Annotated in this window: 12 protein-coding genes and 1 tRNA gene; 5 read left to right on the forward strand and 8 right to left on the reverse strand. The window is 40.9% G+C overall.

Annotation, left to right across the window (positions count from 1 at the left end):
• Positions 1 to 38 precede the first annotated feature (38 nt).
• The 4 genes from Q4597_RS04820 to dnaE form a co-directional block, all read right to left on the reverse strand.
• Positions 39 to 112: transfer RNA gene (locus tag Q4597_RS04820), tRNA-Asp, on the reverse strand.
• A gap of 72 nt (positions 113 to 184) precedes the next feature.
• Entirely contained in the window at positions 185 to 1,114 is a 930-nt protein-coding gene (locus Q4597_RS04825) for a DUF58 domain-containing protein (RefSeq protein WP_303404964.1), read from the reverse strand.
• A 120-nt stretch (positions 1,115 to 1,234) separates the two neighbouring features.
• A complete protein-coding gene (gene trxA / locus Q4597_RS04830; protein WP_038237640.1) occupies positions 1,235 to 1,552 on the reverse strand; it encodes a thioredoxin in 318 nt (105 codons plus the stop codon).
• Between the two features lie 141 nt (positions 1,553 to 1,693).
• Positions 1,694 to 6,130 (reverse strand): DNA polymerase III subunit alpha, encoded by a 4,437-nt coding sequence (gene dnaE / locus Q4597_RS04835; RefSeq protein WP_303404970.1) that lies wholly within the window; start codon positions 6,128 to 6,130, stop codon positions 1,694 to 1,696.
• A 306-nt stretch (positions 6,131 to 6,436) separates the two neighbouring features.
• Between dnaE and Q4597_RS04840 the strand changes: the two genes are divergently transcribed.
• Both Q4597_RS04840 and rimM read left to right on the forward strand, forming a co-directional pair.
• Positions 6,437 to 6,973, forward strand: coding sequence for a 30S ribosomal protein S16 (locus tag Q4597_RS04840; RefSeq protein ID WP_215438663.1), 537 nt, complete (start codon positions 6,437 to 6,439; stop codon positions 6,971 to 6,973).
• A gap of 15 nt (positions 6,974 to 6,988) precedes the next feature.
• Positions 6,989 to 7,519 carry a ribosome maturation factor RimM gene (gene rimM / locus Q4597_RS04845; RefSeq protein WP_303404971.1) on the forward strand — a complete coding sequence of 177 codons (531 nt, stop codon included), beginning with the start codon at positions 6,989 to 6,991 and terminating at the stop codon, positions 7,517 to 7,519.
• A 38-nt stretch (positions 7,520 to 7,557) separates the two neighbouring features.
• Here the strand turns inward: rimM and Q4597_RS04850 are convergent, their stop codons facing one another.
• A complete protein-coding gene (locus tag Q4597_RS04850) occupies positions 7,558 to 8,601 on the reverse strand; it encodes a sugar phosphate isomerase/epimerase (protein ID WP_303404973.1) in 1,044 nt (347 codons plus the stop codon).
• A gap of 276 nt (positions 8,602 to 8,877) precedes the next feature.
• On the opposite strand from Q4597_RS04850, the gene Q4597_RS04855 reads away from it, so the two are divergent.
• Both Q4597_RS04855 and Q4597_RS04860 read left to right on the forward strand, forming a co-directional pair.
• Positions 8,878 to 9,588, forward strand: coding sequence for a tRNA1(Val) (adenine(37)-N6)-methyltransferase (locus Q4597_RS04855; protein WP_303404974.1), 711 nt, complete (start codon positions 8,878 to 8,880; stop codon positions 9,586 to 9,588).
• Between the two features lie 55 nt (positions 9,589 to 9,643).
• A complete protein-coding gene (locus Q4597_RS04860; protein ID WP_215438647.1) occupies positions 9,644 to 10,822 on the forward strand; it encodes an acyl-CoA dehydrogenase family protein in 1,179 nt (392 codons plus the stop codon).
• Between the two features lie 324 nt (positions 10,823 to 11,146).
• On the opposite strand, the gene Q4597_RS04865 is transcribed toward Q4597_RS04860, so the two are convergent.
• Positions 11,147 to 13,984, reverse strand: a complete 2,838-nt coding sequence (locus Q4597_RS04865; protein WP_303404976.1) for a glycoside hydrolase family 2 TIM barrel-domain containing protein — start codon at positions 13,982 to 13,984, stop codon at positions 11,147 to 11,149.
• Positions 13,985 to 14,149: 165 nt separating this feature from the next.
• Between Q4597_RS04865 and Q4597_RS04870 the strand changes: the two genes are divergently transcribed.
• A complete protein-coding gene (locus Q4597_RS04870; RefSeq protein ID WP_303404977.1) occupies positions 14,150 to 15,301 on the forward strand; it encodes a hypothetical protein in 1,152 nt (383 codons plus the stop codon).
• A 7-nt stretch (positions 15,302 to 15,308) separates the two neighbouring features.
• Here the strand turns inward: Q4597_RS04870 and Q4597_RS04875 are convergent, their stop codons facing one another.
• Both Q4597_RS04875 and Q4597_RS04880 read right to left on the reverse strand, forming a co-directional pair.
• On the reverse strand, positions 15,309 to 16,814 hold the full coding sequence (locus Q4597_RS04875; RefSeq protein WP_303404978.1) for a sulfatase: 1,506 nt from the start codon (positions 16,812 to 16,814) through the stop codon (positions 15,309 to 15,311).
• 6 nt (positions 16,815 to 16,820) lie between these two features.
• Complete coding sequence (locus Q4597_RS04880; protein ID WP_303404980.1) at positions 16,821 to 19,094, reverse strand: sulfatase-like hydrolase/transferase; 2,274 nt, start codon at positions 19,092 to 19,094, stop codon at positions 16,821 to 16,823.
• Positions 19,095 to 19,110 lie beyond the last annotated feature (16 nt).

The following is a 19,110-nucleotide window of genomic DNA, read 5'->3' on the forward strand; positions in this document are numbered from 1 at the left end:
ATTTACAAGGTTTTGAGGGATTTTGTTAACCCTTTAAGCGGTCTGGACGGGACTCGAACCCGCGACCCCCTGCGTGACAGGCAGGTATTCTAACCAACTGAACTACCAGACCGTGGCGTTTAGCGAGTGCAAATATACACCGCATTTTCAATTGCACAAACAATTTTCAATAAATTTTTCAGCTTTATATGAATTTCTTTCGTTCCGTTAAATAGGTGTTGAGTATTTGGGAGAAGTCGCCCTTTACATCAATTTCCACATATTTAATTTTGTATTGAGCGCATTTTAATTTTAAATCTTCAAAATAGGAGCGAACACTGCGTTCGTAGGATTCTTTTATGTTACTGGAATACAAATCTATATGTTCTCCGGTCTCCACATCTAAAAAGCGTTTTGGAGTATTGTCAAAATCAAAATGGTATTCTTTAGACTTGTCCATGAGGTGAAATAACACCACTTCGTGCTTGTTGTATTTTAAATGTCTAAGGGCTTCAAAAATTTTTTCGTCGTCTTCAGAAGTTTGGAACATATCCGTAAAAAGAAAAATTAGACTTCTTCTCTTAATGTTCTCCGCTATTTGGTGTAAATAGGTGTAGGTTTCTGTCTGCTGCGCGGGTTTGGTATCTTGGCTCAGTTCACTTAGTTTGGCCAATAACATTTGGTGGTGCCGTTCACTACCCTTTTCCGGGGCATAAAAATTATAGTTGTCTGAATAAACACTTAGACCAACAGCATCTCTTTGTCTTTTAAGGATGTTCATGAGCGCCGCTATGGCCAATACCCCAAAACCTATTTTATTTAAATTTGTAACCGACAGGTCCTTTGTCTGCGGATAGTACATAGAGGCCGAGCTATCCAAAATCATATGGCACCTCAAATTGGTCTCTTCTTCGTATCGTTTGGTGTACAGTTTATCCGTCTTGGCGAAAAGTTTCCAATCTATATGTTTTGTGCTTTCGCCTGCGTTATAGATTTTATGCTCTGCAAACTCTGCCGAAAAACCATGAAACGGACTTCTGTGAATACCACTTATGAAGCCTTCCACAACCTGATTGGCCAGGAGCTCTAGATTTTGGAAAAGTGATGTTTTGTTTAATTCGGATTGCAGGTTCATGTTACTAAGATAGGCATTAAACCGGAACTTTATCAGGACGGGAGCGTGGGTTTAGGGTATAAAAAAATCCCGCTAAAAGCAGGATTTTTTTTATTGTTCTCCTCAAGAGAGAGGAATATATTATAAAGCAGCGTCAATCGCGTCTGTATATACTTTCTTAGGAGATACACCAACTTGACGGTTAATGATTTCACCATTTTTGAATACCAATACAGTTGGAATGTTACGTACACCGTACTTGGCGGCAAATTCTTGATTTGCATCAACATCAACTTTACCAACAACGGCTTTGCCTTCGTATTCAGAGCTAACTTCTTCAATGATAGGCCCTACCATTCTACATGGTCCACACCATGCTGCCCAAAAATCAACTACTACAGGTTTATCGCTTTTTAATACTACTTCATCAAAAGTAGCGTCTGTTATTTCTAATGCCATGATTTTATGTTTTTATATATTATGCAAAGTTAGTCAAATATCTAACGGTTTCCTTACTAACGATACATTGGTTTTAGCTATTGTGTTATCAATCTAATTTATAGGGTCCAGAATTCATATTCTGGGAGGTAGTACACTGGTCTAATTGAGTTTATAATGCACGTCGTTCTTCATTAAATCCGCCAATAGCTCACTATTGATCTGTACTTTTTGTTTTCGGCAAGTTAAGCTTACTTTAATTTCTTCTTGCATTTCATAAACAATAAAGTTAAGCGGATGGTTGCCCGGATAAGCGGTAAGGGTGTCCCTAAGTTGAATTACATCTTTCTCTTTAAGGTCGTCTATATTCAGTTTAATGGTGAGTTTCTTGGCATAAGCTTCCATCACCTCTTGTAAAAGCATAAAACTATTGAACTGAATACGCGGGTCTCCTTTTTTGCCGGTTTCTCGGTTGGTCCATCCATCTTTCACGAATACCTTGATATAGGCGAAGGAATTGATCATTAAGAAATGTCTGAACTTAAGGTATTCTTCGCCAAATATCCTGAACTCGTACGATTCCGAATAATCCTCAACAGTAAATGCGGCCCAGCCTTTTCCGTTTTTGGATACGCGGTGCTGCACGTCAGTAATAACACCGGCAAAAGCCAACTCCCGATTTACAACGTTTTGCAGATCGCTCAAATCTGAAAGGGAGGCGTTGCAAAAGGCATCTATTTCAGTTTTAAAATCATCTAACGGGTGACCTGAAATGTAAATACCCACCACTTCTTTTTCCCTGCGGAGTTTTTCCATGGTGCCCCATTCTTCACATGGAGGAACTACGGGTTCCGGTATCTGTACTTCGCTGGCATCACCAAAAAGACTAACCTGACTTGAGTTTTCGCTTTCTTGAAACTTGGCACCATATTTTATAGTCTTTTCCAGAAAGGTAACCCCATCACCCTCATCATGAAAGTACTGTGCCCTGTGGGTGTCTCCAAAAGAATCAAATCCGCCGGCAACGGCTAAACTTTCAAACGCCTTTTTATTGGCAGCACGTAAATCTATTCGCTTTGCGAAATCAAAAACCGACTTAAACGGGCCTTCTTCTTTTCTGTTCTCTACAATGGTTTCCACAGCGCCACGGCCAACTCCTTTTACCGCACCCATACCAAAACGTACAGCACCGGCATCGTTTACGGCAAATTTATAGTAAGATTCGTTTACATCTGGTCCAAGTACATCTAAGCCCATACGCTTACATTCTTCCATGAAAAATGTAACCTGTTTAATATCGTTCATGTTGTTACTCAATACCGCGGCCATATATTCGGCGGGGTAGTGGGCCTTGCAATAGGCGGTTTGGTACGCAATCCAAGCGTAACAGGTAGAGTGCGATTTGTTAAAGGCATAGGCAGCAAAGGCTTCCCAGTCTTTCCAGATTTTTTCCAATTTATCAACGGCATGCCCTTTTGCTGAAGCTTGTTCAATGAACTTGGGCTTCATTTTATCAAGAACGTGCTTTTGCTTTTTACCCATGGCCTTACGCAAAACATCGGCCTCACCTTTGGTAAAGTCTGCCAATTTTTGAGAAAGGAGCATCACCTGCTCTTGGTACACGGTAATTCCGTAGGTTTCCGCCAGATACTCTTCACAAGCATCCAAATCATATACAATTTCTTCTGTACCGTGTTTACGAGCAATGAAGCTAGGTATATATTCCATTGGGCCTGGGCGGTACAGGGCATTCATGGCAATTAGGTCCGCAAAAACCGTTGGCTTTAATGAGCGCATGTGTTTTTGCATACCGGGGGATTCGTATTGAAAAACCCCAACTGTTTCCCCGCGTTGAAAGAGCTCGTATGTTTTTACATCGTCAAGCGGAAAATTCTCTGGGTCTAGTTCAATACCATGTTTTGCCTTTACGATTTTAACGGTGTCCTTGATCAAGGTCAGCGTTTTTAATCCCAAGAAATCCATTTTCAACAATCCCGCATCTTCCACAACGGAGTTATCGAACTGGGTACAGTACATGTCCGAATCTTTGGCCAAAGCCACAGGTACGAACTTGGTAATATCATCAGGAGTAATAATCACCCCACAGGCATGAATTCCGGTATTACGAACGGAACCCTCTAAGATATATGCTTGGTTCAAGGTTTCGGATTCTAGCCCGTCCCCTTCGGAAATGTTAAGGAGTTCGTTTATTTTCTCGAGCTCTTCGCTATTGAATTTGCTTCGGAGCACTTTTTCGTCAATCCCAATGATTTTTTTCAATTTAGACATGTTGGGAATCAACTTTGCCATACGGTCCGCATCGCCCAGAGGTAAATCCAACGCCCTTGCCGTATCTCTAATGGAAGACTTGGCGGCCATGGTACCGTAGGTGATAATCTGTGCCACCTGATTAGATCCGTACTTGTCAATAACATAGTCCATTACCCGGCTACGGCCCTCATCATCAAAATCAATATCAATATCGGGCATACTTACACGATCCGGATTTAGGAAACGCTCAAAAAGCAGGTCATACTTAATGGGGTCTAAATTCGTAATCCATAAACAATACGCAACGGCGGAACCTGCAGCCGAGCCACGACCAGGACCAACCGATACGTCCATGCTACGTGCCGCCCTAATGAAATCCTCTACGATCAAAAAGTAACCTGGGTAGCCTGTCTTTTCAATTACTTGAAGCTCAAAATCAAGCCTTTCGTCAATTTCAGGTGTGATTTCGCCATACCTTTTCTTGGCGCCTTCATAGGTGATATGGCGTAGGTATTTGTTTTCCCCCCTTTTGCCGCCGTCCAGTTTATCTTCTTCAAACTGAAATTCCTCGGGAATATCAAAAGCAGGTAACAGTACATCTCGGGCCAAGGTGAACGTCTCTACCTTGTCCACAATTTCCTGAATGTTGATTATGGCTTCAGGTATGTCCTTAAAAAGTTCTTTCATCTCGTCCGAAGACTTGAAGTAGTACTCCTGGTTTGGCAATCCGTATCTGTACCCACGACCACGACCTATAGGCGTGGCTTGTTTTTCGCCGTCTTTAACGCATAAAAGAATATCATGCGCATGTGCATTTTCCTTAGCGGCATAGTAGGTGTTGTTGGTGGCTACGAGTTTAACATTGTGCTTTTTGGCAAACTGTATCAGAACTTGGTTTACCCGGTCTTCATCTTCTTGGCCATGGCGCATGATTTCAATGTAAAGATCATCCCCAAAAGTTTCTTTCCACCAAATAAGGGCTTCTTCAGCTTGGTTTTCACCAACATTCAATACTTTACTTGGTACCTCGCCGTATAAGTTTCCGGTAAGCACCATAACGTCTTCTTTGTACTGCTCTATAATTTTTTTATCGATTCGAGGTACATAGTATTTTCCGTCCACAAAAGCAATGGAAGACATTTTTGCCAAGTTTAGGTACCCTTTTTTGCTCTTGGCGAGCATAACAATTTGATACCCGTTGTCTTTTTGAGATTTGTTGGTGTGGTCTTCACAGACCTGAAATTCGCAACCTATAATCGGAGTAATTTCCAATTCCGGTTCCGGTAATTCGTTCAACGGTTCTTGTCCTTCTTCAAGTGTACCGTTTTGTGTTGCTTCGAAGCGCTTTAAATTGGCCTCGTTTCTTGCAACAACGCCTTTATTGTGGTTAAGCACGCCATTTACAAAATGGAAGGCCCCCATCATATTGGCGTGGTCGGTCATTGCCACTGCTGGCATTTTTGCCTTTGCCGTGTTGGCAATCAAATCCGGAATACTGGTGGTAGATTGCAGAATGGAGAACTGGGTGTGATTGTGCAAATGAGCAAAACTGGCCGACTCCAATGTAGCCAAATTTTCCTCAATTTCTTCTTGGGAAACGCCACCAGTGTCCTTTTCCCAAAGTGCGTCGGCTATTTTTTTAGAAGCCTTTTTAAGGTTGATGTGTTTTAAACCGATAAGTTGAATCTCCTGAGGATTGGCCTCGTTGAAATTCTTGAAATAATCGGGCTGAACATCTAATTGTTCAGTAGTATACTGATGCTTACGAATAAGCTCCAAAAAGCAACGTGTAGTTGCCTCAACATCGGCAGTGGCATTATGCGCTTCGCCAAAAGGTTCGCCAAACAGGTGTTGGTGTAGTTCCGTAAGCGTGGGTAGCTTAAATTTACCACCACGACCACCGGGAATTTGGCAAAGCTGAGCGGTATGCTCCGTACAGGTGTCCAGGACCGGAAGTTCCTGTAATGGGTTTTCAACACCTAAACGGTGAAATTCCGCCCCCATGATATTTACATCAAAACCAACATTTTGCCCAACGATAAACTTTGTTTTGGACATGGCTATGTTGAACTTCTCTAGAACCTCCGAAAGGGAAACACCTTGTTGTTCGGCCAATTCTGTAGAAATTCCGTGAATTTGCTCGGCATCATAAGGTATGTTGAATCCGTCTGGGCGCACCAAATAATCTTGATGTTCAATACAATTACCCATTTCATCATGCAACTGCCAAGCTATCTGTATACAACGTGGCCAGTTGTCCGTATCGGTAATTGGGGCGTCCCAGCGCTTGGGAAGTCCGGTGGTTTCCGTATCAAAAATGAGGTACATAAGAGTTCGTGTTTCAGCTTAAAAAAGAGACTATAAAATTAAGCAAAAAGAACGCTCTTAGAACGAATGACTTGTTAAGAGTTATTAACGGATCTGAAGTTGTAAGGGTTCTTGTAAATAAAGGGTTCAAAGCGAGTGTGTTAAGTTGTAATTGTCACGACTCGGGAAAAAGACGGGCAATGCATCATTTTTATTAAATTGAGTAGGTGTACATCAAAAAGAAATTCTATATTTGCAGCCCTTTAAAAGGGAAGATTTTAAAATGAATTAATAACAAGGGTCGGGCACCCTACAAATTAATGTGATATGCCAGTTAAAATTAGATTACAGAGACACGGTAAAAAAGGAAAACCATTTTATTGGATCGTTGCTGCGGATAGCCGTGCGAAAAGAGATGGTAAATTCTTGGAAAAATTGGGAATCTACAACCCAAACACCAACCCTGCTACTATTGAATTGAACATTGATAATTCAGTACAATGGTTACAAAACGGTGCACAACCAACAGATACAGCTAAAGCTATTCTTTCTTATAGAGGAGTACTTTTAAAGCACCACTTATTAGGAGGTGTTCGTAAAGGTGCTTTGACCGAAGAGCAAGCAGAAGAGAAATTCAAAGCTTGGTTAGAGGAAAAAGAAAGTAAGATTGCTTCTAAAGTTGATGGTCTTGACAAAGAAAAAGAGCAAGCCAGAGCAGAAGCTTTGAAAGCTGAAAAAGAAGTAAACGAGAAGCGTGCTGCTGAAGCTGCCGCTGCTGCATTGCCAGAAGCTCCTGAAGCTGAAGAGGCAGACGCAGAAGAAGCTCCGGCCGTAGAAGCTGAAGCATCTAAAGAAGAAGAATAAATAATTTAGAAACGAATGCGTAAGGAAGATTGTTTCTACCTCGGTAAAATCGTTTCTAAATATAGTTTTAAGGGTGAGGTACTGGTGAAACTAGATGCCGATGAACCCGAAGTATACGAAAACATGGAATCAGTTTTTGTCTTGATGAAAGGCAATGCACTGGTTCCATTTTTTATTGATAGATGTCGCTTACATAAATCGGCCTTACTGCGCATAGATTTTGAAGAAGTAAAGGACGAAGCTGCTGCAGACCGTATCATGGGGCACGAGCTCTATTTGCCCTTATCCGCTCTTCCCAAATTAGAGGGCGATAAATTTTATTTTCATGAGGTCATAGGGTTTGATGTATTGGATGAGACGCACGGCAACATTGGAAAAATAACCGGGGTTAACGATACTACTTCCCAAGCTATTTTTGAAATAGAAAAAGACGGTAAAGAAATTTTAGTGCCTATCATTGATCAAATCGTAAAAAAAGTTGATAGGGATAATAAGACCGTTTACGTAAGCACACCGGAAGGTCTTGTAGACTTGTATTTAGGGTAAACCAGGCTTGTTAGGCCCGGTCTACCTTTTTTTGGTGCTTATTTCAGTGCATTCTTGCAAAACTCCACACATTTTTGGACTTCCGCCACGGCATTAGAGCCTTGTGGGATATCATACTCAAGTTCTATAGTTCCCGGGAAGGTATAGTTTTTGTCCTTCATTAACTGTAATGCACCTGCCAACGGAGTGTCACCACTGCCCCAAACTAGATTTCCTTTGCCGTGTTCCAGTGTCTGTCTGTCCTTTAAGTGCATACTCTTAATATGCTCATGTTTGGTTTTTATGATTTCCAGTGGGGCGGTATTGCCTGCTGCAACAAAATGGCCCAGGTCTAGGTTTAAGGCATTGTATTTTGATTGCTCCAAAGCTGTATCCCAAAGGGTAGGTGTCTGTTGTTCGTGGCCATGGTAAGCAATATAAATTCCATGCTTTTTAGCAAAGTTTCCTAGTCTAAGTGTAGTAGCATCGTTACTTGGATGCTCTACGGTAACGTGGCTGGCACCTAAAACTTTTGCTGTTTTCATGCCCCAATCAATATCAGCGTCAGAATTGTTTTTACCAAAGGTGTTTCTTGGCTTAAATGCGTATATCTGTACTCCGGCATCATTGTACATTTTTCTGAACTTCTCAAACTTTTTCATATCGACATTCTTTCGCCATTCCGTTACTTTGGCATTGTAGACTGCTTGTTCAGCTTGTATCTCAGCTAGCTCCTTTGCTTCGTTATCCGAAATGGCTCCGCTTTTTTTCTTTTTCATCAACCCAAAGTATACACTTCTGTCCAATGTGTTTTCTGGTCTTCCTGCAAAAGTCTCGGCAGGATCGCCAATCAATTCAATAGCATTTATATTGCAGTCCAAGATATATTTTAAAGTAGCTTCAGCACTTTGATCTTCCATGCTCCTAAAGGAATAGGTAATAACCCCTATCTGTACTCCATTAAATTTGGAATTAGGTTTATTGTAATATTTTAATATGGACGGAGCGCCAAACAAAGATGGGGTAATGAGGCTTGACCCTGCGGCTAACGTTAAGGTATTTCTTAAAAATTTGCGTCTTCCGGATTTTGAGTTGTTTTGCATTTTGGTATAATTTGGTTTAAAGTGTACGTGAGTTTTTATAACAGTTTATTGCTACAGGCAAGCTGAAATCATAATTTTTAAAGGGTAATTTACATCAAGAAAATTAGGTATTTTCAATTCTAGGAACAAGTATTGCAAACACTATAACAAAAGGAGGGACTGTTAGGGGTATTTGTAAATTTTAATGTTCTTTTTAAATTATAATTAAAATTAGTTGTTCTTTAGCGCATGCTTTAAAAATTAGCATCCTTAAAATTTAATGAACAACATTGTTCTATGAAACCGTTCAGATTCAAACAATTCAATATCAATCAAGACCAATGTGCCATGAAAGTAGGTACAGATGGGGTGCTGTTAGGGGCTTGGACATCTATTGAGAATAACCCGGAGTCTATTTTGGATATTGGGGCCGGCACAGGGGTAATAGCTTTAATGCTGGCCCAACGTGGTCTTGCGGATACTATTGATGCTTTGGAAATAGATGAGGGTGCGTATGAACAGTGCGTATCTAACTTTGAAATGTCCGATTGGGGTGATCGCTTATTTTGTTACCATGCCGGTCTTGATGAATTTGTGGAAGAATGGGAAGATCCGTATGATTTAATTGTTTCTAACCCCCCTTTTTATGCAGAGGATGTCTCAAGTGGCAATGCTGCTAGGGATAAAGCCAGACAAAATCAATCGTTACCTTTTGATGAATTGCTGGAAGGTGTATCAAAATTAATGGCTAAGCAAGGGGCGTTTGCCACTATAATTCCACATAAAGAAGAGAACGCTTTTCTCAAAATGGCAGCCGGTTATGGTTTATACCCAAACCGAATTACCCATGTAAAAGGAAGTTCTACCGCTAAAATAAAACGCAGTTTATTGCAGTTTGGTTTTGAGAAAGTAGCGCCGGAGACCAATGAACTTACCATAGAAACAAGCAGGCATGAGTACACCAACGAATACATTGCGCTGACCAAAGATTTTTATTTAAAAATGTAACAATTTGTATTCGTAATGTTACGTTTCATCAGTATATTTGATTAAAATTCATCTTATGAAACCTGATTTGTTCGAAGCTCCAGACTATTTTAACCTTGATGACCTTCTTTCCGAAGAACATAAATTAGTGCGTGATGCAGCACGTCAATGGGTAAAAAGGGATATTTCGCCCATTATTGAGGAGTATGCCCAAAAAGCGGAATTCCCGAAACAAATTATAGGTGGATTGGCAGAAATAGGAGCATTCGGTCCTTATATTCCTGAGGAATATGGTGGAGCGGGATTGGACCAAATTAGCTACGGACTAATTATGCAGGAGATAGAACGTGGGGATAGCGGGGTGCGTTCCACGGCTTCAGTACAGTCGTCTTTGGTCATGTATCCAATTTACACTTATGGCACCGAAGAACAACGAAAAAAATATTTACCCAAGCTAGCTTCGGGTGAAATGATGGGGTGTTTTGGACTTACAGAACCCAATCATGGTTCCAACCCAAGTGGTATGGAAACAAAATTCAAGGATATGGGCGACCATTATTTGTTGAACGGGGCCAAACTATGGATTTCCAATTCGCCTTTTGCCGATATTGCTGTGGTATGGGCTAAGAATGAAGAGGGCCGTATACACGGACTTATAGTTGAGCGGGGAATGGAAGGGTTTTCAACACCGGAAACACACAATAAATGGTCTTTAAGGGCTTCTGCTACCGGAGAGCTTATTTTTGACAACGTTAAGGTGCCAAAGGAAAATCTGTTGCCCAATAAATCTGGACTAGGGGCTCCTTTGGGTTGTTTGGATTCTGCCCGTTATGGTATTTCTTGGGGGGCAATCGGTGCGGCTATGGATTGTTATGATACCGCTTTGAGGTACGCTAAAGAACGTGTGCAATTTGGTAAACCTATAGCAGCTACCCAATTACAGCAGAAAAAGTTGGCTGAGATGATAACGGAAATCACCAAAGCACAATTATTGGCGTTTCGTTTAGGGCAATTAAGGAATGAGGGTAGGGCTACTTCTGCACAGATTTCTATGGCCAAGCGTAATAATGTAGATATGGCTATCAAGATAGCCAGAGAGGCTCGGCAGGTGCTGGGTGGAATGGGAATTACGGGAGAATATAGCATTATGCGCCATATGATGAACCTAGAGAGTGTAATTACTTACGAAGGCACCCATGACATTCATTTGTTGATTACAGGAGCTGATATTACCGGGTTTCCGGCCTTTCAATAACAAAACTTACCGAAATTTATAGCTTTAGCTAAAATAGGGTTCCTCATATTTTAGATTCTTTTTTGTGTTTTAACTTGAAAAAGCCCAGTCCTATGTTGGATAAATATGGGGGTATTTTGAGTGGAATTACAAGAAAAGACGTTTTCACAACAGAAATCGGCCACTTCACATCATATTTTTTCAAAATGCGTAAGACCACCGTAAGTTTACAGTGTTAATCAAACAGAATTAAATTTTTTCATTTTCATATAGTGTTCTCGTAAAAGAGTCTTGTCGAAACCGATGAGACTCTTTTTAGTTTATGGCGTTTCGTAACTTTTCAGTCTAAAATTCAAAGGTCAGGTCTATACTGATGGGCTCATCATCATTTCCAAAATAATTTTCTGAATTTCCCTGGGGACCCATTTTATCCCCGGTTTGGAACTTGGTTCCTATGGCCGGAATATTTTTGACGAAAGAAATATCGCCTTCCGGAAAATCTACGGAAACTCTATGATTGGGGTCTTCTTTTGGTTGTTGCGGGGTTAGCATGCGTAGGAAAGTGTTTTCGGAATTACAGTATACTGTAAAAGCAGTATTGTTTTTACTTTTCACCTGCACCCAATACAAACTGGAAAAGAAGCCTTTAAATTCTGGATACACAAAACCAGATTCACCCGTAACGGTGTTGTTGTAATCGTTTTCCCAAACTTTTAGTTTGGTGCCTTTCATGCGGTTTCTCCAAACCCGGTAAGGACCGTCTCCCAGCCATTTCATGCCGGCAACCTCGGATTCCGGAAAAGAAAAGGTAATACCTTTAAACCCTTTCACTATTTTTTTGCCTTTAATTTCAACATGCAGGTCCAATAGGCCGTTGGAGTGAACTGTCCATTTAATAACATCGGAACTATATTCTTTGTGGCTGGCCCAACTGGGAGATTTGTCGGACGCCTCAAAAACAGTAACTATCTCTACCTGATCCTTAAGCTCGTTTATTTTTAAGGATTCTATTTTGTCCTTGTGGTCAAAAATTAGCGGTCCGTTGTTGAAGGGAATAATTCTAGCCCCTTTCTTCACTTCTTGCAACAAACTTGTTTTTTCGGAAAATGTATATTGTATTCCGTTAGCTATAACGGTAATGTTTCCAGCATCTATATGGGTGGTAATCGTTCCTTCTTCTGAGCGATTAATGTTGCGATTGTTCGTGACCTTTGGTGCTTGTACAGGGTAGCTCCAAGTAAATATTTCTAATCCGCTGGGGTCTGTGGCGGTCAAATATAGCGCGTCCGATGATTGCCAGTTTTCCGGTAAATTTACTTTAAAGGTTCCTGTGCTCTCTGGCTCTAAACTGGGAAGCTGTACCGTGGCCTCGGATAGGATTTTAACCTTATCCGTTCCTTTGGGTCCATCAAATTGTACCCATTGGGCAACCATTTTAATACCGGCTAAATTGGTGTAGTGGTATCTGTTCTGTACCCTAAAAATTCCGTTGAAATCAGGCTTTATAAACCGGTCCTCAATATGAACGGGAGACCAAATTTCTTTAATACTGAAGTAACTGGCCTCTTTTTCGGCATAAGGTCCAACAATACCATCGGCAGCGTGATTGCCATCTGTATCCAGTATGCCGTTTTTGTCCGTTCTAACAACGGCCTCGTCTGCAAAATCCCAAAGAAAACCTCCGGCGGCTAGTGGCATATTCCACATCTGTTTCCAGTAATCCTCTAATCCGGCACCGTGGCCACCATCATATAGACCATGCAAAAATTCAGTAGGGAAATAGATTTTATCCTTGGCGTAGGTATCATAAGCAAAAATATGATAGCTAGGATAGTGCATGGTGTTGGTTTTGTTAAAGATATTCCAAGGATGAATGACCTCTCTTTTCTGAATATCCCACTTGGCGTAATCATCGTCTAACTCAGTATTCCAGCCTGTTTCGTTACCATTGGCCCAAAGAAGAATAGATGGGTGGTTTACATCTCTAACTACAGTTTCTTTAACTATTTTCTCGCCTACTCTAGTGTCCAAGTGTGGAGAGTGCCATGTGCAGACTTCGTCTATGACAAAAAGACCAAGAGAATCCGCTGCATTTAGAAAGTGTGTGTCAGGTGGGTAGTGAGACATGCGAACGGCATTCATGTTCATGTCTTTCATCATTTTTGCATGTTCTATGCTAAGTGCTTTGGAAGTAGTCCTTCCCGAGGAGGGATAAAATGAATGACGGTTTACACCTTTGAACTTAATTCGTTGCCCGTTTACATAGATTCCATCCCCCTCACGAACTATAACCGTCCTAAAGCCAATACGTTCCATAGTTTTATGGAGCACTTCACCCTTTTCACCCAAGAGTTCTATATTCAGGTAATAGAGCTGTGGTGATTCCGGATTCCATGATTTTATGTACTTTGCCTTTGAAACAAAGTTCCACTTTCCGTTTTCTTTAGTAATGCTGTTAGCTGGTAGATCTTGCAATTTATTGTGGTTGATATCCAATAATGAAATGCGCAGTGATTGTGCTTTTTTAGATGTTGTAAAAATATCGGCTTCAAGGCTTCCATCCGCTTTGGCGTCGATAGCTACGCGTTCTATATTTTCTTTTGGAAAAGCCTGTAAATAAACCGGTCTATAGATTCCACCAAAAATCCAGAAATCGGCTTGTCTTTCCGCATGGTTAATGGACATGTTGGAGGAAGCTTTATTGACTTTAACCTCCAGTAAATTTTTTTCGCCGTACTTCAGGAGTTTGGTAATGTTGTACTTGAATTCGTAAAACGCACCCTGGTGTATTGCACCGGCAAGTTTTCCGTTAATCTTGACTTCGGTATCCGTCATAACACCTTCAAAGACAATTTTCACCTCTTTTTGTTTCCAGTCTTTGGGAGCATTAAATTGATGTTTGTAAAGCCCATATTCGTTCTTACGCACATCAAAGTCATCCTTTCCATAGTTGTAATTTCCAAAACCCTGTAGCTCCCAACAAGATGGTACGCCAATAGTTGACCATTTGCCACTGTTCATGCCATCGGAACAAAAGAATTCCCAGTTTACCATATCGTCTTTACTTGTTCCTGAGAGGTAAACTTTTTGTGTTTCAACATCTGTTGATGGTGCGTTGCTCTGCATGGCACTCGCTCCCAAAATGGATAGTAGCAGTAGGATAAAGGTAGAAGTGATTTTCATTTGTTGTTTTTTAGAATGGTATTCAGGTAGGTTTTCTGGAATGGAAATAAAATTGATACTAGCAAATGTATGTTCCACACTTTATTATTAGTACTTTAACCTCTCTTTAACTGTAGCTATAACGGTTAAAGTTGAACGGGATACACCCATTTTACTGTATTCTATATGCAACTGACGAAAAAAATAGAACAAGAGGTAGTTTCTAAAATTAGGGATAGTGAAACTTTTAAAAATGCGCCTACAAGTAGGGGGTTGCTACAATATCTTTATGAAGCTACCAAACGAGGGGAGCATCTAAAAGAGACCGTAATAGAGCTTGAGTTTTTTAAGAATAGCCAGACGGACGAAAAAAGTAATCCAAGGGTGAGGGTGAATATTTACAACCTTAGAAAAAAGTTGGCCACCTACTATGCAAGCGAAGGCAGTACTGATGCATGGCAATTAAAAATTGATAAAGGCCAGTATAAAGTAAGGTTTGTAAAGAAGCAGGTGCCGGCAGGTTGGGTCCAAAAAATGAGTTGGACGCAAATTTTACCCTATGCTTTATTGCTCCTAGCCTTGATAGTGTTATTGGTGAATAAAATGCCATTAAAGAAACCGTTGTTATGGGAGTCTTTTTTGGATTCCGATACTTCTACTAACGTTGTTTTGGGGGATCACTTTGGTGCCATGGGTAAAACCATGACCGGTGGTAGGGGCTGGACCAGAGATTTTCAAATAAACAGTGTTGATGAGTTTTATGACCTTTTGAAGAGAAAGCCAGAGTTACAAGGGGTACTACGTCCTGCAAATTATAGCTATACTACTCGTATGGCGGCTATGGCAACCCAACATTTGCAACAATTTTTTCAAACCTATGACCAACAATTCTCCATCCGTTTTTCTACACAAACTACTTTGCCGGAAATAAAGGAAGGCAATGCCGTTTACGCGGGGCCAGTAAAGAACGATAATCAATTCATCGGGTTTTTTAATGACGCCAATCCTTACTTTAAATTATCTGGACAAACGTTGGAGCTGTCCGGTCATCCTACTAAGAAGGATAGTTCGTTTGCCTTTGGAGCTTCTTCCGTTGACCAAGAATATGCCATAGTTTCAAAATACCCAGGCATTGGTACTACAGAGCATTTTGTTTTCTTTTCAGAACACGATATAGGCGTGAGTGCCACCGTTGAATACTTTACCAATGCGGATAGCCTTAAGACTTTTGAAACTAAATATTTAAAAGGTAAAAAATATTTTACGGCACTTTTTAGAGTTAGGGGAAAAAATAGAGTGGACACCGATTTGAAAATGGAAACAGTGGTCAGTTTTTAAAGGACACCTACTTTTTCATGGCCCTGATAATTTTTTCCATTTCTACTTTTGAAGGTCGAGGTCTTTTTCTGAATGAGTTGGATTTTCCTGTCTCGCGATCAAATTCATCCGGTGTTCTAAAATCCGGTAGACTATCGTTTGAAGCTTTACGGATGCTATTCATTTCTTTACGAAGCGCCTCAAGCGTGCTTTGATGCGCTGGGTCTTGTGCCAAGTTTTTTAGCTCGTAAGGGTCGTTCACAACATCGTACAACTCCTCTTCTTGGCGCGGTGTTATAAAACAAGCTAACTGCGCTTGGTTGAGTTTCCCTTTTTTCTTTAGCTCTTGCATAGATTTAAATGTACCTCCAACAAAAGCATCCGCAGATGGGGTGTTGGGTAAATCCGTATAGAAATTGCGTATGTATTTGTATTCTTCCGAGCGTACCGCACGGGTGTAATCTTCGTAATCATGCCAATGGTCTTCGGCATAAATAAGGTCTCTTACTTTTGTTTTGGTGTTTTCTAATAGCGGAGAGAAGTCCTCACCTTCAAAACTGGACAAAGGCTCCAAATTTGCTAGTTTCAAGAAGGTGGGGGCAATGTCTATTGAGCTTACCAAGTTGGAATTAACAGAACTGGATTCTACTTCATTGGGCCACTTTACGATCCAAGGTGTCTTTATGCCACCGTCATAAAGAGTGGTTTTGTCACGTGGAAAAGGCCTACCGTTATCGCTAATAAATAGAATCATAGTGTTATCCGAAATGCCCTGTTTATCCAATTCCGCCACTACTTTACCTACGTAATTATCAAGACGGGTAATCTCGTTGTAATAATGGGCAAAGTCTTCACGAACCTCTTTGGTATCAGGAAAATAGGGTGGAAGAAGTACATCTTCTAAAGCATGAGGGTTGTCAATAATGTCCTCGGTATAGGGTCTATGGGGGTCTACTGCTGCCAACCATAGAAAGAAAGGTTGGTCTTCTGGTCTTTGTTGAAGTACGGGTACCCATTCTTCGCAACCACTACCATCACCCGTTTGTTTTGTTTTTTCACCTGTTGGCGATAACTGAAAACCTTGTGTACCTACGTCCTTTACAAGGTCAAAGCGGTCTTTGATGGAGTCGCCCAAATGCCATTTGCCCGCTTGCGCTGTCCAATAGCCAGATTTTTTAAGCTCCTCCACAAAAGTCACTCTATCCGATGGTAACGGCCAATGGAGTTGTTCAGCATCTGTATTATGAGGGTATAGGCCGGTAATAATACTGGTTCTGCTGGGACTGCATGAACTGGCAGTTAAAAAGGCATTGTCAAAACGCATTCCGTCTTGTGCCAGTTGGTCTATATTGGGTGTTTTTATATTGGGATGGCCATAAGCACCACTATCGTCCCAAGCCATATCATCGGCAATGATGAGAATTATATTGGGACGTTCTTGGGTAACTTTCGTCTCTTCTTTTTTCTTTTCTGCACAGGAAGAAAGGAGTAGAAGACCTATTGAAAGAATAGATAATGTATAGTTTTTGTACATGGCGGTTTATTTGGAATAGGGTCTTAGGTTTACTCTTAGAAGATAATCGTCTGCAGTAATGAACAGGTACCTACCATTATCACTAAACTCACAATTTCCAGTGTTTTTATCGGTTCTAATGGTTCCCAAATGCTTTCCAGAAGGAGAAATAACTAAAACCCCGTCAGGACCGGCTAGGAAAATATTCCCCTTTTTATCAATTTTCATTCCATCAGGAGACTGTTTACTAATACTGGCTTTGTGAAGTTGGGTAGCATCAAAGAAAATTCTTTTATTGGCCACTTTCCCATCACTTACTATATCATACGCCAGGATTTTGGGTTGTTCTTTAAAAGAGTCCGCAACGTAAAGGGTTTTGTTATCATTGGATACGGCAATGCCGTTAGGGGCTTTTATAGAATCATCTAAGAGAACTAATTTGTTATCCTTGCTCAAAAAATAAACACCGTTAAAACCAATGGCACTTTTACCATTACCTAAACCAAAAGCAGGATCCGTAAAGTAAAGGTTTCCGTTAGCGTCATAATCCAGGTCATTGGGGGAGTTGAATATTTTTCCTTTATAATCGGTTACAATAGGGGTGAACTTTGGATGAAGCGAATCCTGCAAACTTGCAAGTCTACTTATTCTACGGTCTCCTACTTGGCAAATAACTAAATCTCCCTGAGGGTCAAGAATAAGTCCGTTAGACCCCTTTCCTGTATTGCCATTTGCAATTCCCGTACCTCCCGAAGGGGACATGTACAAGCTGAGCCCGTCTAAATTATGCCATTGGTAAATTTTGTTCTCGGGAACATCGGAAAATATGAGCTTTTGCTCCTTTGGTAACCATACCGGGCCTTCGGACCAGTTGAAACCTTCGGCAACCAGTTCAATACGGGCATGTTTTGATACTAGCGAATCAAACTCTGGAGCTAAACGTTCTATCCACCCGTAAGTGGGGTATTTTTTTAATGAGTCTAAAACCTTTTGAAATTTCCCTTTAAGCTGTTTTTCCTGTGTAGAGAGTTTACTGGATGGCAACGAATCTTTTTCCAGTACATCATTTTTAGTGTTATAGAACCTGCCGTCTCCGTATAGTTTATAGTTGGCGTTCAGTACAAATTCCGCCGGGGCAAATTGTTTTTTGTCCCAACCTGGTTTAGGGTCGTAGCTCATAAATACCCAGTCTCTACGCTGTACAGGCTCCCCTTTCAAGACCGGTAAAAAACTCTCCCCGTCTGGCTCAAAACCGGCAGGGGTCGGGGTGTTTGTAGCTTCAAGAATAGTGGGCATAAAATCTATGGCATCAATAAACTCATTTGATGCGCTGCCTTCTTTTATATGACCAGGCCAGTTAGCGATAAAAGGGACTTTAATACCTGCTTCGGTAGTTAAACCTTTGCCACCTTGAACCGTTAGGTCTCCCATCTTGGAAAAAATGGTTTGGTGTGTGCCATTATCGGAATACAACATTAAAAGCGTGTTTTCGCGTAGGCCTTTCTTTTCCAGATTAGTTACGATATTCCCGATAATTTTATCCAAATACTCTACCATATCCTTAAAGTATACGGTTTCGTCATTCAATCTTTTTTCAGCATATTTCCAATCGGAACTATCTGGTGTTGGGTTAAAGGGACCGTGCGTTAAAGCCATAGGGTAATACACGAAAAATGGTTTATCCGCTTGACGGCCAACAAAATCGTTTAAATATTCCGAGAAAATGTCAGGGCCATATTTACCATCTGTTTCTTTTAGGAATTCTCCGTTTTGATAAATAGTTGGATTGGCAAACCGGGAACCTTTGTCTTCTGTGTGAAAGGCGTGAAACATGCTGTATTCATCAAAGCCCGCATCTTCTACTTTCATGCCAATACCTCTTCTGTGTTCACCTCCTGGGTAGCCTGGAGGGTCATAACTCTGTAGTTGCCATTTGCCCACCATACAGGTGGCATAACCTGCGTCTTTCATGATATGGCCAAACGTTTTTTGTTTAGGATTTAAAATTCCAAAAGCTTCCCAATTACGAAAGTTATATTGCCCCGTCATAAGTTTTACACGTGTAGGGGTGCATAGCGGTTGTGCATACGCCTGATTGAACTGCATACCCGTTGCAGCAAGTTTATCTATGTTTGGGGTATTGTAAGATGTGCCTCCATAACTGCCAATTCCTTCGTACCCAAGGTCATCAACCATAATCAGGATTACGTTGGGACGCTTTTCTGAATTAGTATTGTTCGGCTTCTGGGCGTAACAGGAAACCGATAAAAAAAGGCTTAGAAGAAAATAAATGGTTTTCATAGGATATGCAATGGTT

It is taken from the genome of Zobellia sp. 1_MG-2023, assembly GCF_030549125.1.
Classification (GTDB): domain Bacteria; phylum Bacteroidota; class Bacteroidia; order Flavobacteriales; family Flavobacteriaceae; genus Zobellia; species Zobellia russellii.